This window comes from Chryseobacterium phocaeense (genome assembly GCF_900169075.1).
GTDB lineage: Bacteria > Bacteroidota > Bacteroidia > Flavobacteriales > Weeksellaceae > Chryseobacterium > Chryseobacterium phocaeense.
In genome coordinates, this window is sequence record NZ_LT827015.1 from 807,551 (window position 1) to 824,137 (window position 16,587).

General features: G+C 41.5%; 11 protein-coding genes. 9 read left to right on the top strand and 2 right to left on the bottom strand.

The window, feature by feature from the left end; all coding sequences use genetic code 11:
- Positions 1–14 precede the first annotated feature (14 nt).
- Complete coding sequence (locus B7E04_RS10355) at positions 15–1,610, bottom strand: peptide chain release factor 3 (RefSeq protein WP_080778582.1); 1,596 nt, start codon at positions 1,608–1,610, stop codon at positions 15–17.
- A gap of 342 nt (positions 1,611–1,952) precedes the next feature.
- Between B7E04_RS10355 and B7E04_RS10360 the strand changes: the two genes are divergently transcribed.
- From B7E04_RS10360 to B7E04_RS10395, 8 genes are all read left to right on the top strand, one after another.
- Positions 1,953–2,783: a CPBP family intramembrane glutamic endopeptidase gene (locus tag B7E04_RS10360; protein WP_080778583.1), complete on the top strand. Its 831-nt coding sequence runs from the start codon at positions 1,953–1,955 to the stop codon at positions 2,781–2,783.
- 64 nt (positions 2,784–2,847) lie between these two features.
- On the top strand, positions 2,848–3,423 hold the full coding sequence (gene rdgB, locus B7E04_RS10365; protein ID WP_139785382.1) for an RdgB/HAM1 family non-canonical purine NTP pyrophosphatase: 576 nt from the start codon (positions 2,848–2,850) through the stop codon (positions 3,421–3,423).
- Between the two features lie 55 nt (positions 3,424–3,478).
- Positions 3,479–4,393, top strand: a complete 915-nt coding sequence (locus B7E04_RS10370) for a ribonuclease Z (protein ID WP_080778585.1) — start codon at positions 3,479–3,481, stop codon at positions 4,391–4,393.
- Positions 4,394–4,400: 7 nt separating this feature from the next.
- Positions 4,401–5,171, top strand: coding sequence for a TIGR02757 family protein (locus tag B7E04_RS10375; RefSeq protein ID WP_080778586.1), 771 nt, complete (start codon positions 4,401–4,403; stop codon positions 5,169–5,171).
- 13 nt (positions 5,172–5,184) lie between these two features.
- Positions 5,185–5,733, top strand: coding sequence for a DUF1003 domain-containing protein (locus tag B7E04_RS10380; protein ID WP_080778587.1), 549 nt, complete (start codon positions 5,185–5,187; stop codon positions 5,731–5,733).
- Positions 5,734–5,982: 249 nt separating this feature from the next.
- The gene (locus B7E04_RS10385) at positions 5,983–8,346 is read left to right on the top strand and encodes a choice-of-anchor L domain-containing protein (protein ID WP_080778588.1); all 2,364 of its coding nucleotides are present in this window, start codon (positions 5,983–5,985) and stop codon (positions 8,344–8,346) included.
- A 171-nt stretch (positions 8,347–8,517) separates the two neighbouring features.
- Positions 8,518–12,120, top strand: coding sequence for a choice-of-anchor L domain-containing protein (locus tag B7E04_RS10390; RefSeq protein ID WP_080778589.1), 3,603 nt, complete (start codon positions 8,518–8,520; stop codon positions 12,118–12,120).
- A gap of 108 nt (positions 12,121–12,228) precedes the next feature.
- Positions 12,229–14,607 (top strand): choice-of-anchor L domain-containing protein, encoded by a 2,379-nt coding sequence (locus B7E04_RS10395; protein ID WP_080778590.1) that lies wholly within the window; start codon positions 12,229–12,231, stop codon positions 14,605–14,607.
- A gap of 216 nt (positions 14,608–14,823) precedes the next feature.
- On the opposite strand, the gene rsmA is transcribed toward B7E04_RS10395, so the two are convergent.
- Positions 14,824–15,594 carry a 16S rRNA (adenine(1518)-N(6)/adenine(1519)-N(6))-dimethyltransferase RsmA gene (gene rsmA / locus B7E04_RS10400; protein ID WP_080778591.1) on the bottom strand — a complete coding sequence of 257 codons (771 nt, stop codon included), beginning with the start codon at positions 15,592–15,594 and terminating at the stop codon, positions 14,824–14,826.
- A gap of 91 nt (positions 15,595–15,685) precedes the next feature.
- Here rsmA and B7E04_RS10405 point away from each other — a divergent pair, with 91 nt between their 5' ends.
- On the top strand, positions 15,686–16,585 hold the full coding sequence (locus B7E04_RS10405; protein WP_080778592.1) for a cell division protein FtsX: 900 nt from the start codon (positions 15,686–15,688) through the stop codon (positions 16,583–16,585).
- Positions 16,586–16,587 lie beyond the last annotated feature (2 nt).

Below are 16,587 nucleotides of genomic sequence, written 5' to 3' on the forward strand. Positions count from 1 at the left end.
AATTGAATTTAATATTAAGCGTTATTAAATTCGCTGATAAAATGCAGTTTTACATTCGGGAACTTCTCCTGGGTCATATGAATGGTGAATGAAGAATCTGCAAGGAATACAAGCTGGTCATATTTATCCCTGGCCAGGAAACGCTGCTTTAATCTTGCAAACTCTTTGAATTCTTCAGACTTTTCATCCGCTTCCACCCAGCATGCTTTATGCATGGAAAGAGGCTCATAAGTACATTTGGCACCGTATTCATGCTCCAGACGGTACTGAATAACTTCGTACTGAAGTGCCCCCACAGTTCCAATGATCTTTCTTCCGTTCATTTCCAGGGTAAATAACTGGGCAACCCCTTCATCCATCAGCTGGTCAATACCTTTGGCAAGCTGTTTGGCTTTCAGCGGATCGTTGTTGTTGATATATCGGAAATGTTCCGGAGAGAAGCTTGGAACACCTTTGAAGCTCAGTTTTTCACCACCGGTCAGCGTATCTCCGATCCGGAAACTTCCTGTATCATGAAGTCCTACGATATCACCCGGGAAACTCTCGTCTACAATTTCTTTTTTATCTGCGAAGAATGCATTCGGGGAAGAGAATTTCATTTTTTTGCCTTCTCTTACCAGCAGATAATTTTCATTTCTTTTGAAGGTTCCGGAAACAATTTTCACGAAAGCAAGCCGGTCCCTGTGTTTAGGGTCCATATTCGCGTGGATCTTAAAGACAAATCCTGTAAAAGTATTTTCTTCAGGTTTTACAAGACGGGTATCACTTTCCTTAGGCTGTGGCATGGGAGCAATTTCAATAAATGCATCCAGCAGTTCACGGACTCCGAAATTATTCAGAGCTGATCCGAAGAACACAGGCTGCAGTTCCCCGGCCATATAATCGTCACGGCTGAACTCAGGATAAACAGACTGTACAAGTTCCAGTTCATCCCTTAAATTTTGAGCTGCTTTTTCTCCGATCACCTCATCGATGGAAGGATCATTGATGTCATCAAACTTAACGGTTTCACCTACTTTCTGCTTCTTTTCTTCAAGGAACAGCTGGATGTTGTTTTCCCAGATATTGTAAATGCCCTGGAAGTCACTTCCCATCCCGATTGGAATAGATAAAGGAACCACCCGTAAGCCCAGTTTCTGTTCCACCTCATCCAGAAGATCGAAAGCATCCTTACCTTCACGGTCAAGCTTATTGATGAAAACAAGCATCGGAATATTTCTCATTCTGCACACCTGAACCAGTTTTTCAGTCTGTTCCTCAACTCCTTTTGCAACGTCAATCACTACGATTACAGAATCAACTGCTGTTAATGTACGATAAGTGTCTTCAGCAAAATCCTTGTGACCGGGCGTATCCAGGATATTGATTTTATGGTCTTTATATTCAAAAGCTAATACGGAAGTCGCCACAGAGATCCCTCTCTGTCTTTCGATTTCCATGAAGTCGGAGGTAGCTCCTTTTTTTATTTTATTCGACTTTACGGCTCCGGCTTCCTGGATAGCCCCCCCGAAAAGAAGTAATTTTTCCGTAAGAGTGGTTTTTCCGGCATCCGGGTGGGAAATGATCCCGAAAGTCTTTCTTTTTTGTATTTCTTTGATTAAGTCTGACATAGTGTATTTTGAAGTTGCAAAAATCGGGATTTTTTATGAGGTTTCAAATAATTTCAGGGAATAAGTTGTAGGTGCAGGTTTTAGAGTAGGAGAGTTTTAGGGTTGGAGGGTTGGAGTGTAGAAATATAGGAGTGTTTTAGAGTGAAAGAGTTGAGGGTGGGATTGTTTGGAAATATTGAATAGACGACAAATACCCGGCGGCTGAGGCTCCCGAAGCCACCAGTAATAAGATTCCCACACTCCAACTCATTCCCTTCAACCCAAACAACTATTTCCGTTTTTTAGTTGCCAAAGCCTTTCAAAAAAATTACCTTTGTTTTTATAAATTTCACAAAGAAAAGTATGGAAAATAGCAGGTATCCGAAGTTTACATTCACCTGGATCGGCGGTCTTGTTTTACTGGCAGGATTATTTATAGGAACAATGGCGGTTTCCTTTTTCGGAACCTTCTGGAAGGTGGTATTCAGGGAGAATCTAGAGCTGAAAGATTGGTTTCTCATGGTGACCAATGCAGCCGGATTCCTGATGGCGATTGCTTTTTTTGATTTCTTTATCGTAAGACCATCCACAGGAAAAAAACTGAATTTCAATTTTTCCCCCACCAATGTTTACACCTATGTCCTGATATTTCCGATGATGATCGGCATGATGTTTATTTCGGAATTTATTACTTCTCTTATTCCTACCACTGGTCCTTTCTGGGGAAAATATTATGAATTTTTCTCACGGCTTATGGAGCAGCTCACCTTTGAGCCGGTCATTATGATCATTATGACGGTTATTATGGCCCCGATATTTGAAGAAATTATTTTCAGGGGAATTATTCAGAAGGGATTGATTAATAAGGGAGTAGATCCTGCAAGAGCCATTTTTTATGCATCCGTTATTTTCGGGCTGGTTCACGGAAATCCATGGCAGTTTGTAGGAGCGGTATTGCTGGGATGTGTGCTTGGTTTGGTTTATTATAAAACAAAGTCATTGCTGCTGCCTATGCTGCTGCACGGGTTCAATAACCTGTGTTCTTCACTGCTGGTTACCTACACCAAAACCGAAAGCTTTGCAGATGCCTTTAAAATTCCCGAATGGACCATACTGGCTGTTGGAATTGTACTTTTTTCTTTGTTTTATTATCTTTTTACAAAAAAGAATAAAATACATTACGCTGAAATATAAATAGAATAGAAATCCGGTTAAGACCTGAAATATGAAATAAGATTGGATAAAAATGAATAGAAAAATGGAATTATTAGTAGCTACCCATAACGTACACAAAAAAGAAGAGATTCAGCAGATTCTGGGAAATGATTTTACTGTAAAAAGTCTTACAGACTATGATATTCACGAAGAAATTGTAGAAGATGGTGATTCATTTCATGCCAATGCGCTGATTAAAGCGAAGTACTGTTTCGAAAAAACCGGAATTCCTAGTTTAGGAGATGACAGCGGTCTTGCTGTTGAAGCCTTAGATGGCAGACCTGGAATTTTTTCCGCGCGGTATGCCGGAGATCATGATTTTGCTAAAAACATAGAGAAAGTTTTAAATGAATTGGAAGGAGAAGATAACAGAAAGGCCTATTTTATTACTGTTCTGTGCTATTACGATGAAAACGGGGCCCGCTATTTTGAAGGAAGAGTCCACGGAAATTTACTGACGGAAAATAAAGGACATAAAGGCTTCGGATATGATCCTATCTTTGTTCCTGAAGGACATGACAGGACTTTTGCTGAGATGAATCCTGAAGATAAAAATAAAATCAGCCACCGCAAACAGGCACTGGATCTGTTTCTGGATTTCCTGAAAGTAAAAGATTAATTCTAAACCGGTGTTTAGATTTTCTGTCGTACATTTGTTATCATAAACTATTGATTTGAGCACTTATTTAACGATATTAGGTTTTAATTCAGCTATTCCTACCATAAATTCCTCACCCACGGCCCAGCTGCTGGAAATGGAAGAAAGGCATTTCCTGATCGATTGCGGAGAAGGAACCCAGGTACAGCTCCGGAAAGCAAAAGCGAGATTTTCAAAGATCAATCATATCTTTATTTCTCACCTTCATGGCGACCACTGTTTTGGCCTGCCGGGACTTATTGCTTCTTTCCGGCTGCTTGGAAGAGAAAATCCGCTGCATGTTTATGGTCCTAAAGGCATAAAAAAAATGCTGGAAACGATATTCACCATCACGGAAACCCATCGTGGCTTTGAGGTGGTTTATCATGAGCTGGATAAAGACTATTCTGAAAAGATTTACGAAGACAGCAGGGTAGAAGTATACACCATTCCACTGGACCACAGGATCTACTGTAACGGTTACCTTTTTAAAGAAAAACCGAAAGACAGGCACCTGAACATGAAGGAAATTGCCAAATACAATGAAATAGAAACCTGTGATTATCACAACATAAAAGCAGGGAAAGATGTTGTTCTGAGTGACGGCTATGTCCTTAAAAATGAAGTGTTGACGCTGGATCCGGCGCCACCTGTTTCATATGCGTTCTGCAGTGATACGCGCTATCTCGAAACCGTGCTTCCTATCATTAAAAACGTGACTGTACTTTACCACGAGTCTACATTCCTGCATGATCTTAAAGAAATGGCAGATTACACAGGACATTCCACTGCGTTGGAAGCAGCGATGATCGCTCAGAAAGCAGAAGTGGGAAAACTGATCCTGGGACATTTTTCCAACAGGTATGCCGATCTTACGGTATTTACAGATGAAGCCCGGACAATTTTTCCAAATACCTTCCTTCCCAAAGCGCTGGAAAGTGTAAAAATCTAAAACCTCTATGCTTAATTTTGAAGAATTAAAAAGCTTTTTAAACGAAAAAGCAGATCAGTATAACAGTCCCGACTTTATTCAGGACGATCCGATACAGATTCCGCACCGCTTCTCCGTAAAGCAGGATATAGAAATTGCAGGGTTTCTTGCAGCGACCATTTCCTGGGGAAACAGGAAGTCTATAATAAAATCTGCAGAGAAAATGCTGGATGTCATGGGAAATTCACCCTATGATTTTGTATTAAATCACTCCGAAAAAGATCTGGAGTTTCTTCAGGATAAGAGTATACACAGAACTTTTAACGGCCAGGATTTTGCGTATTTCATCAGGCAGTTCAATAAAGTGTATAAAGAAAACGAAAGTCTGGAAAACTTATTCAAGGTGGGTGATGATGAAACTAATTTTTTCCATGCTATTGAAAGGTTCAGGAATAATTTTCTGGATACTGAAAAACACAGAAGTCATAAACATATAAGCTCGCCCTATAAAAATTCATCTTCCAAAAGGATCATTATGTTCCTGCGTTGGATGGTTCGAAAAGACAGACATGGCGTAGATTTTGGAATATGGAAAAATACGGATCAGAAAAATCTTTCCATTCCGTTAGATGTACATACAGGAAATATTTCCAGGAAACTTGGTCTGGTTTTCAGAACACAGAATGACTGGAAAACAGTGGAAGAACTGGATGTGGCCATCAGGAAATTTGATGAACATGATCCGGCTAAGTATGATTTTGCCCTGTTTGGACTTGGCGTAACCAAAGAACTCGTATAATACCAGAGAAAGGATGAAAAAAGACAAAGAAAAAACAGAAGTTTTAGAAAAAATTGCAAACGGCATTACGTGGTGGGTAGGATCTATTCCATCACTCATTGTTCATACTTTATTCTTTATCACCTCATTTCTTTTGCCGATGCTCAATATTGTTGAGTTTGATAAGATGCTTCTCATTCTTACCACTGTGGTATCCCTGGAAGCGATTTATCTGGCTATTTTCATCCAGATGTCTGTTAACAAAAGCCACGAAAAAATTGAAGATATCCAGGAAGATATCGAAGAGATCAGCGAAGATATTGAAGATATTCAGGAAGATATCGAGGAAATCAGTGAGGACATTGAAGAGATCAGCGAGGATATCGAAGAAATCAACGAAGATATTGAAGACATCCAGGAAGATATTGAAGAGATCAATGAGGATGAGGATGATGAGGATCACAATGAACGGGCTAAAAATGTGATGCTAAAAAGCAATGTAAGCTCCAATAAAAATGAGATAAAAGCATTGAAAGATATTATCAGCCAGCTTCAGAATGAAATAGATCAATTGAAAAAATAATGGTGAATGCGCCTGAAAATAAGGATGATCAGGCATAAAAAATTCCGATATAAAATCAGATTTGTATGATGCAGATCTGATTTTTTTTAAATCAATTTTTAAATTCAGAATTTAACCCTACTGTTTTTGTGGAATATGTAATTGTAAAACATATTTATTGTGAATGCGTAGTATATTATATTGTTTTTTTATTGTACACAGCTTATTTTGATTGATTTTTTTTGCTACATTTGAACAAACAATAATAAAATGTTAGGTTATAGATTGAACAAGTACTTTTTATTTCTGGTTTTACTGTTGACCTCTGCATCAGTATTTTCCCAGAACCTCAGGAAGAAATCACCTCCCAAAAAAGCGGGTCAGACGACCATGAAAGCAGGAGTGTTTATTGATGTGAACGTACCTACCTATCCTCAGTCTGCGTATACAATTGAACAGCTTGTAAAGAATGTTCTTATATCGGGAGGTTCAGTATGTGCTGCTCCCAATGTAAGCAACGTGACCGTATCTCCTAACCAGCTGTCAACAGATCCGGAGAGAGCATGGGGATATTTTCATAAGGGAACCACCAATTTTCCTTTCACCGATGGAATTGTATTGGTTGCGGGTAAAGCGAGAAGAGCCGGAAACGGGTTTGAAGGTCCGGGGGAGCTTTCGGATGTGGTACCGGGTTCGGGAATTGATGATCCGGATCTGATTGCTGCAGTTAATCCTCCCGTTGTTATGAAGGATGTGGTAGCAGTAGAATTTGACTTTGTCCCGAACAGCAATCAGGTGAAATTTAATTATTTGTTTGCATCGGAAGAGTATACCAGTGGATTTCCATGCGGAAATTTCGCCGACAGTTTTGCTCTTCTTTTAAAAAAAGTAGGTGATCCTGCGTACACCAATCTGGCCATTTTACCCAACGGGGACGGACCTGTAAGTGTTACCAATATTGTTCCCTCCGGAGTGGGGTGTGATGGGGACGAAATTAATGAGCAGTATTTCGCAGGGCTGAACACCACAAATATTGAAACTAATTTCATCGGAAGAACCATTCCTCTTACTGCGGTTGCTACCGTTATTCCGGGACAGACCTATCACTTCAAGCTTGTTCTTGCAGATGCTTCGGATCAGCGTTATGACTCCGCCGTATTTTTACAGGGAGGGTCTTTTGATATCGGGATGACCATCGTGGATAACAACGGAAATCCTCTTGGGGAAAGCATCAATATGTGTGATAATACCCCACAGGTACTGAAAGCACAGGTAACTGCCGTTCCGGGAATGACCTACAAATGGTACAAAAACGGAGTAGTAATTCCTAATGCAACAAGTGCGGTATACGTTGCTACTTCACCGGGTGTATATGAAGTGAAAACTTTTGTAGGTGGAACAGAATGCCAGAAGGCAAGTATTACCATCGTAGGCGGAACCTCACCCACAGCGCAAAATGCAACCTTAAAGTTGTGTGCAACACCTGCCAACAGTACATTTAATCTTGATGATGCAAAACCACTCATAAGCACAACGGCTGGAGCAGTATTCCGTTTTTATGCCAACCTGACCGATGCGCAAGCTCAGAATAATAACTTTATTACCAACCCAACTACTTATAACGGGACCGATGGGCAGGTTATTTATGTTGTAGTTTCAAATGGTGCATTCTGTAGCAGGATGGTGACACTAACCCTCAGAAGGGAAGAAACACCTGTTGCACAGGTAAGCGCTCCGAGACAGAGAATATGTGCAGGAGAATCTATCATATTAACAGCAATCAACGGAGTCACTTATGAATGGGGAGATACTTCCTCAAACCTGGGAGTAAGAACCGTGAGCCCTACTCAGACCACCACCTATACTGTATATGCTATAGGTGCGCAGGGATGTAAATCTCTTCAGCCCGCCACTATTACCATTGATGTAGTTCCGGCTATCGTATCTTCCCTGAAAGGAGGACAGATCTGCGTAGGCGATAACATTCTTTTAGATGCCGGTTCAGGCCCTGGCTATACCTATGAATGGAATACGGGAGAAACCACCCAGGCTATTACAGTAGATACGCCGGGAGAATATACAGTGACCATATCCAATGGAGTATGTTCCAAAGATTTCAAAACACAGGTGATCCGAGCAGTAGTTCCTGAAATCATAAAAGTGGAATACAACGTTAACGGAACTATGGTTCTTACAGCGAGCAATCCAAGTAACGGGCAGTTGGAATATTCAGTGGACAACGGCTACACCTGGCAGGCATCCAATGTATTTTCCAATGTTCCTAAAAATACTGTGATATCCATCCGTGTAAAAGTGAAAAATACGAGTTGTGAAGGATTCCTGGAATACTTTACATTCGTCATGAAAAATGTAATTACACCAAACGGAGACAAGGTTAATGATATCATTGATTTCAGTGGGGTAAGCGGCTATAAAGACTTTAAAGGCTTTGTTTTTGACCGCTACGGAAGAGAAGTGTTTAAAGCAGGAAAAACAAGACCGTACTGGGATGGCTATTTCCAGGGGAAACGTCTGCCTACCGCTTCTTACTGGTATCAGGTAACTTATCAGGATCCGGCCAGTAAACAGACTGCTGTAAAAACAGGATGGATCCTCCTTAAAAATCTGGAATAAATTTTTATATAATTTATATGATGGCTGGCATTTTTGTCAGCCTTTTTTATTGTTTTCAATTAAAGTGAATGTATATGTTAAAATAAATAAACTTGTATTAGTGATAATGTAAATTGTTCTAAATTGAATTTCAATCAAAAAAAATAGTATTTTTGTTTCAAATACTATAAAATGTTAAATAGGAGGATTGGAAGTTTATTTTTGGTGTTATTTTTTGCATTGGTGGGAAGTTTTGTTTTTGCTCAGAAGATAGACAGATCTAAAATTCCTGCAAAAAAAGGCAGCCCCGCATCTATGAAGGCAGGTGCCTTTATTGATGTGAATACGCCCGGATACCCTGAATCCAATTACAGTATTACACAGCTTGTAAAAGAAGTATTGATATCCGGAGGAACCTGTTCCACTGCCAATGTAAGCAACGTCAATGTTTCTCCTAATTTAGCTGTAACCGATGCCAACAGAAGCTGGGGGTTTTTCAATAAAGGAACCACAGCTTTTCCTTTTGCAAAGGGTATTGTTCTTACGACAGGGCATGCCAGAAAAGCAGGAAACAGTCTCGAGGCCTCATTGAGTGACGCTCTTCCTACCATGGGGGATATGGACCTCGCGACTGCTTTAGGGGTTCCTTTTGCTTCGCTGAGAGACGCAACCTATATAGAGTTCGATTTTGTTCCCAGTTCTACAGAAATTTCATTCAGATATTTGTTCGCATCTAAAGAATATGATACAGACCATCAGTTTGCATGTACCATATCTGACGGATTTGCTTTGCTTTTAAAGAAAGTAGGAGACCCTACCTATACCAATCTTGCCGTACTTCCCGGAACTTCAACTCCGGTAAGTGTAACCAATATCCACCCGTTAGTTCCCGGAGGTTCCGGATGTGCTGCTGCCAATGAAGCATATTTTGCAGGAATCAATAATCCAATGATACAGACTAATTTTGACGGCCGCACAGTTCCACTCACTGCAAAAGCAACGGTAATCCCGGGTCAGACCTATCATTTTAAAATGGTTCTGGCAGATTACACAGACCCGAATTTTGATTCCGGTGTTTTCCTTGAAGCAGGTTCTTTTGATATTGGGGTAAAAATCCTTGACCCTGCCGGAGTGCAGCTCCCACCTTCCGTCAATATGTGTGATAATACACCACAGACATTTACGGCTTCGGTACAGGCTCCAAATGTTACGTACCAGTGGTTTTTAAATAACAATCCTATTGCGGGACAGACCGGAGCTACCTATACGGCTACCCAGCCGGGTGTGTACAGTGTTCAGGTATTTATCCCGGGAAACAGCTGTCCGGGAACGGCCAGTATCACAGTGGTAGGAGGAACTTCTCCCGTGGTACAGAATGCCACCCTCACAGCCTGCTATGCAGCCGGGAATACCACCTTTAACTTACCCTCGGCACAGACTTCCATAAGCACCACTCCAGGTGCAACATTTGCATATTACGTCAATCAGGCCGATGCCATTGCCGGAAATGGAAATACAATTCCCACTCCCGCTACTTACTCCAGTCCGGGTGCTCAAACCGTATATGTTCTGGTTAAGACAGGATTCTGCTCTAAAATAGCAGAACTGCAGCTGGTAAAAGCACCTCAGATTACACCATCTGTTGCCACTCCACCAATATTGACCTGTACAAGTTCGCAGGCAACGTTAGATGCTTCAGCGTCTGTTTATCCGGCGGGATCTGTTTTTAACTGGACCACCACAGGAGGAAACATTGTATCAGGAGGAACTACATTAAATCCCGTAATTAATGCTCCCGGAACCTATACTTTAACCATCTCCAATACTTTCCAGCCGGGGAATGTACTCTGTACCGGCGTTACCAACGTAACAGTAACAGGAGATAGTGCTCCACCTGTTACAGGGCTGACAGCGAGTAAAATACAGATATGTAATGGCGAATCTGTTACCTTAACGGCTTCAGGAGGGACCACTTACAACTGGGGTGCACCACTTACCGGAACGGGAAATACACAGACTGTATCGCCTGCTACAACCACTACTTATACCGTGACGGCTGTAGGAGCCAACGGATGTATATCCCAAAACCCGGCAACCATTACGATTGAAGTTTCACAACCTATCACGGTACAGGATGCAGTATTGCATAAATGCTATGCTCCGGGACTTACCTATGATCTTACAACGGCTCAGAGCCAGATCACTACAGCAGGAGCAGGAGTAACCTTTACTTATTACGTTAATCTCGCTGACGCTCAGGCAGGAAATGCTAATTTTATTGTAACTCCTACTGCTTATGCGCCACCGGGAAATCAGACCATCTATGTTCTGGTGAAAAACGGAGGATGCCATTATGTGGTTTCCCTTCAGTTGCTGAGAACAGCTGAAACAACGCTTACCATAGCTGCACCGCAGGAAATTACCTGTACCAATCCTCAGACCACATTAAATGCTTCGGCGTCTGTAGTTCCTGCAGGATCTACCATTGTATGGACAGCAGCAGGAGGCGGAAATATTGTATCAGGGGCTAATACCCTTACTCCTGTTGTGAATGCGGGCGGAACATATACTCTTACTGTTACCAACGTATCCCAGCCGGGTAATTTGAGCTGTACATATACAGCTACTGTAACGGTAACTCAAAATACAACACTGCCGGTAGCGGCGGTGGTTTCCTCGCAGCCTAGGATCTGTGTGGGAGAATCAGTAACGCTTACCGCATCGGGAGGAGCTACTTATAACTGGACAGGGCTTCCAGGAAACGGAAATACCCAGGTAGTTTCCCCGACAGTTACTACCGTATATGAAGTGTTTGCTGTAGGAGCGAACGGATGTATTTCTGCAACTCCTGCCACGGTTACTGTTGTGGTAGGGCCGCCAATTGCAGGAGTCGCTGCATCAAGATCAAAAATCTGTGTGGGAGAATCCGTAACCCTTACCGCTACCGGAGGAATTACCTATAACTGGGTGGGGCTTCCAGGGAATGGAAATACACAAGTGGTTACGCCGACAGCTACTACCATATACGAAGTTTTTGCGCTTGGAGGTAACGGTTGTAGCTCACTGGTTTCTGCGAAAGTGACGATAGAGGTGGTTCCTGCTATTGTTTCTACATTACAGGATGTAAATGTCTGTGCCGGAGATACCGGAATTTTAGATGCCGGTGCGGGAACGGACTACACTTATCTGTGGAGCACGGGAGCGACTACTCAAACTATATCGACCAATGTTCCCGGAACTTATACGGTGACCATCAGTAACGGAGTGTGTTCCAAAACTTTTTCTGCCAAACTGATCAATCCGGAACTGCCGCAGTTTACGAATATAGTGTACGAAAACCATGTACTCACCCTTACAGCAAGCAATCCTACATCCGGAATACTAGAGTTTTCAATAGACGGAGGATTAACCTGGCAGACATCAAATATATTTACCAATATTCTTGATAATGCCAATTATCACATTATGGTAAGGGTAAAAGATGCAAAATGCAGCACGTCATTGGATTTCTTCACATTTGTTGTCAGAAATGCCATCACCCCTAATATGGATGGTGTAAATGATACCATAGACTTCTCCGGAATCAGAGGATACAATCAATTTGCAGCATCAATCTTTGACCGCTATGGAGCAGAGGTTTTCAGGGCCAGCAAAACAGATGCCGTCTGGAAAGGCTCAATAAAAGGAATGAATGTACCTACAGGGACTTACTGGTACAAGGTACAGTGGGAAAACCCGGCCAGCAAAAAGCTGGAGCAGCGTTCAGGCTGGATATTGTTAAAAAATAGAAACTAGCGTGTAAACCTTCCATATTTGGAGGGTTTACTTTTTTTCTATTAAAAAAAATATAAAAAATATAGGATATGTTTGGAAATAAATTAAATTTGTTGAAACAAAAGTATTATGCGAAAAAATCTCCTCTTTTTTTTATTTTTCGTGGTCACTTCGACCTTTTTACATTCTCAAGTAACCGGTCCCCGGAAACCGCCTAAGGATAAGCCTTCCGGAACTGCTGCTCAAAAGGCAGGCAGTTTTATTGATGTCAATACCCCGGCGTATCCGGCATCTTCTTATTCAATTACGCAGCTGGTGAAAGATGTTCTGATCTCTTCAGGAACCAATACGTGTGTAACACCCACCGTAACAAACGTGAAGATAACGCCTAACCACGCGGTTACCGATGCCGAAAGATCCTGGGGATATTTTAACAAAGCAACGACCAATTTCCCTTTCAAAGATGGGATTGTACTTTCTACCGGAAAGGCAAGAAGAGCCGGAAACGGTCCTGAAGGAAACCTGAGTGATAACAACGGAGGTGGAACAGATTCCGACCTTGCACAAGCCATCGGGTCTACCGGAACACTGACGGACGGTGTTCTGCTGGAATTTGATTTCGTTCCGACAACATCGCAGATTAAATTTAATTATATCCTGGCATCTGAAGAATATTCAGGGTCATTTCCATGTCAGTATGCGGATGCATTTGCCATCTTGCTTAGACCGACATCAGGAGGGCCTTACCAGAATATGGCCGTTCTTCCGGCGGGTGCAGGCCCTGTAAGTATTACCAATATCCATCCCGTGATTTCCGGATTCGGAGGTTGTGCTGCGGTGAATGAACAGTATTTTGGAGGCTATAATACCACCAATATAGAAACAAACTTTGAAGGAAGAACAGTTCCTCTTACCGCAACCGCTACTGTAACGGCGGGACAGGAGTATCACTTTAAAATGGTGGTTGCCGATTTTGCGCCGGGAAGTTTTGAAGACCACGGCTGGGATTCTGCAGTATTCCTGGAAGGAGGATCATTTAATATCGGGGTAGAGCTTCTGGACCCAACCGGGGCAACTTTGCCATCAGAAATTAATGTGTGCGACAATGTGCCTCAGGTGATTACTGCTTCAGTGAGTGATCCTAACCTATTGTACCAGTGGTTTTTGAACGGAGCTCCGGTAGCCGGTGCTACTACCAATACCATTACAGCGGTAGAGCCCGGAACCTACACCATTGAAGTAAGCGTTCCGGGAAATCCATGTCCGGGCAAAGCAACCATCGAGATCCATGGAGGGACAACTCCACAGGCACAGGATGCCACTTTGCTGCTCTGTGCAACACCGGATATCACGACTTTTGACCTGACGAATGCAATGCCTTCAATAAGCCCTACACCAGGTGCAGTGTTCAGGTTTTATGTGAACCAGGCTGATGCCATTGCTCAGAATGATAACTATATCACCAATGTTTTAAATTATAACGGAACAGACGGCCAGATTCTTTATACGGTAGTTTCAAACGGAGGATTCTGCAGCAAGCTTATAGAACTGAAATTGCTTAAAGAAACCACTCCTACAGCAGGATTGAAATCTACCAGGATAAAAATATGTCCGGGAGAAAGCGTTACGCTGACGGCTGATGGAGGGGTTACGTACCAATGGACCAATTTCCCTGGTACCGGCAATACGCAGACTGTAACCCTTTACCAGACTACTACATTTACTGTCTATGCGGTGGGAGCAAAAGGATGCCGTTCACTGAACCCGGCAACCATAAGGATAGAGGTGACGCCTGAAATTACTTCCCCATTAAAAGATGTGGAGATGTGTATCGGCGACCGTGTTGTTTTAGATGCTGGGGCCGGACTGAATTATAAATATCTATGGAGTACGGGAGCTACCACACAAACGATTATCGTAGACAGTTGGGGTGTGTACACTGTAGAAGTGGACAACGGATTCTGTAAAAAAACCTTCACGGCAAAAGTTGGAGGAGCAGCAACGCCTTATGTAACGGCTGTCAATTACGAAAGTGCGAAAAAAACGGTGACAATCATTGCGGAAAATCCAATGATGAACAATACACCAAGCACTTTAGAGTATTCTATAGACAACGGAATTACGTGGCAGCAATCCAATATCTTTACCAGTCTCTTAGACAATACCAATTATACAGTGTTGATCAGAAGAGTAGGAACGCATTGTGTGGGAACCTTTGATTTCTATACCTTACAGATCAATAATATCATTACCCCTAATAATGACGGTGTCAATGATGTTCTGGATCTTAAAGCTCTCGGGGAGTTTAAAAACTTTACGGGATCTGTTTTTGACAGATATGGAGTGGAAATGTTCAAATTCTCAAAAGAAAAACCGGTATGGGACGGAACAGTAGGAGGCAAGAAGCTTCCAACAGCTACGTACTGGTATAAATTCAATTTTGAATATCCTAAATCAAAAGCGATGATGAACTGGTCCGGATGGATCATGCTGAAAAACAGAGAATAAAAGCATATAGCATACGAAAAAGCCTTTCAAGTAATATTGAAAGGCTTTTTTTTGACGTTTTGGAGAAAGAAGAAGGAAGCTGGAAGTGATTTCCATGACTGATTTTTTATACTCAATTTAATTAGGAGTTCTAAAAATGCATTAATTATGTTGAAGAGCTATATTTTTGAACTCAATATCTTCCATCTCCCTTCTTCCATCTTCAAGTCCTTGGAATTACTGATTTTGTTTCCAGAGATTGGCGAAGCCGATGAAATCAAGAACGCTGAGTTCTTCTGCCCTTTTGTCCAAAAACTCATGGGTTTTTAAGGCTTCAGGAATATTCAGGATTTTCAGGGCATTGGAAAGCTTTTTTCTTCTCTGATTGAATCCCGCTTTTACAATCTGCTTGAAAAGAATTTCATTTCCAGCCAGACCTTCCTTGGGATTTCTTGTCAGCCTGATAACCCCTGATTTTACTTTTGGCGGTGGATTGAAAACGTTTTCATGAACCGTAAACAGATAGGTCACATCATAATAAGCCTGGATCAGGACAGACAGGATACCGTAATCTTTAGTTCTTGGAACAGCTGCCGTTCTTTCTGCGACTTCTTTCTGGAACATTCCCACCATTTCAGGGATCTGCTGATAATAATCAACGATTTTAAAAAGGATCTGTGAAGAAATATTGTAAGGAAAATTACCAATAATGGCAATCTGCTCCCCATTGATGAACTGAAAGTCCTGTTTCAGGAAATCTCCTACAAACGTGTTTTCTGTGATTTTCGGATAATTGTTTTTCAGATATTCAATGGATTCCGTATCTATCTCAGCCAGGTAAACGGTCTGATCTTTTTCAAGAAGATATTTGGTAAGGACCCCCATTCCGGGACCTACTTCCATGACGTTTTTATAGTCTTCAAAATGAAGGCCTTCCACGATTTTTCTCGCGATATTTTCATCCGTCAGAAAGTGCTGCCCGAGATGTTTTTTTGCTTTTACACTCAAAGTTTTTTATGATTTTATTAACAATGATTTTCTTTATTTCGTCCCAAATTTCGGAAGTTTTTTTCTATTTTAGCCAAAAATTTTAATATTAATGGCTAAATCTGTAGATGAGTTTAATAAGAAAAGGCTTCGGTCCAGCAATATTACAGTAGTAATAAGTATTGCCTTAGTGTTATTTTTGTTAGGATTAATGGGGCTTATTCTTATCAATGCCCAGAAGTATTCAGACTATATAAAAGAACAGCTGGTAGTGAATGCTTATTTTGATGAAAACTATGACGCAAAAGATTCTGTAAAAATTGCAAAACTGGAAGAAGAAACTTTTAAAAAGGTACAGACATTAGCTCCCGTAAAAAAAGCGACCTACATCTCAAGAGATATGGCGGCTAAAGAAGCCAAGAAAACAATGGGTATCGACAGTGATGCGCTATTTGAAGAAAATATTTTCCCTTCATCCATTGAGGTGGCTCTAAAACCGGAATATGTGGATCCTGCAAAAATTGACGGGGCCATTAAAATCATCAAAGCCGTTCCGGGTATTGTAGACGTTAAAAATGACAGTACTTTAATGGTGGACGTTTACAATAACCTGAGCAGGATTTTAAAGTGGATCTTAGGATTCTCTATTCTTTTCCTGATTTTAGCGGTTGTATTGATCAATAACTCCATCAGGTTGAAGATATTTTCAAAACGATTTATTATTAAAACCATGCAGCTGGTAGGGGCAAAAAGAAGGTTTATCCTTAAGCCTTTTATCATCGAGGCTGTTATTTTGGGTGCTATAGGATCTGTAATCGGTCTTCTGGCGCTTGGCGGGGTATGGTATTATTTTACAAACCAGATCGGTTCTGCGTTCGTACAGGACAACAACCAATATTTCTGGCTGGTGATCCTGGTGCTGGGCGTGGGTGTTTTCATTTCCGTCCTAAGTACCATTTTCGCTACCTGGAGATTCTTAAAATCAAACGTTGACGATCTATATTACTCTTAACA

What these genes read in the sequence shown, in the direction of transcription:
- B7E04_RS10355 (WP_080778582.1), bottom strand. Translation starts at nt 1,610, where the DNA reads ATGTCAGACTTAATCAAAGAAATACAAAAAAGAAAGACTTTCGGGATC.
- B7E04_RS10360 (WP_080778583.1), top strand. Translation starts at nt 1,953, where the DNA reads ATGGAAAATAGCAGGTATCCGAAGTTTACATTCACCTGGATCGGCGGT.
- rdgB (WP_139785382.1), top strand. Translation starts at nt 2,848, where the DNA reads ATGGAATTATTAGTAGCTACCCATAACGTACACAAAAAAGAAGAGATT.
- B7E04_RS10375 (WP_080778586.1), top strand. Translation starts at nt 4,401, where the DNA reads ATGCTTAATTTTGAAGAATTAAAAAGCTTTTTAAACGAAAAAGCAGAT.
- B7E04_RS10380 (WP_080778587.1), top strand. Translation starts at nt 5,185, where the DNA reads ATGAAAAAAGACAAAGAAAAAACAGAAGTTTTAGAAAAAATTGCAAAC.
- B7E04_RS10385 (WP_080778588.1), top strand. Translation starts at nt 5,983, where the DNA reads ATGTTAGGTTATAGATTGAACAAGTACTTTTTATTTCTGGTTTTACTG.
- B7E04_RS10390 (WP_080778589.1), top strand. Translation starts at nt 8,518, where the DNA reads ATGTTAAATAGGAGGATTGGAAGTTTATTTTTGGTGTTATTTTTTGCA.
- B7E04_RS10395 (WP_080778590.1), top strand. Translation starts at nt 12,229, where the DNA reads ATGCGAAAAAATCTCCTCTTTTTTTTATTTTTCGTGGTCACTTCGACC.
- B7E04_RS10405 (WP_080778592.1), top strand. Translation starts at nt 15,686, where the DNA reads ATGGCTAAATCTGTAGATGAGTTTAATAAGAAAAGGCTTCGGTCCAGC.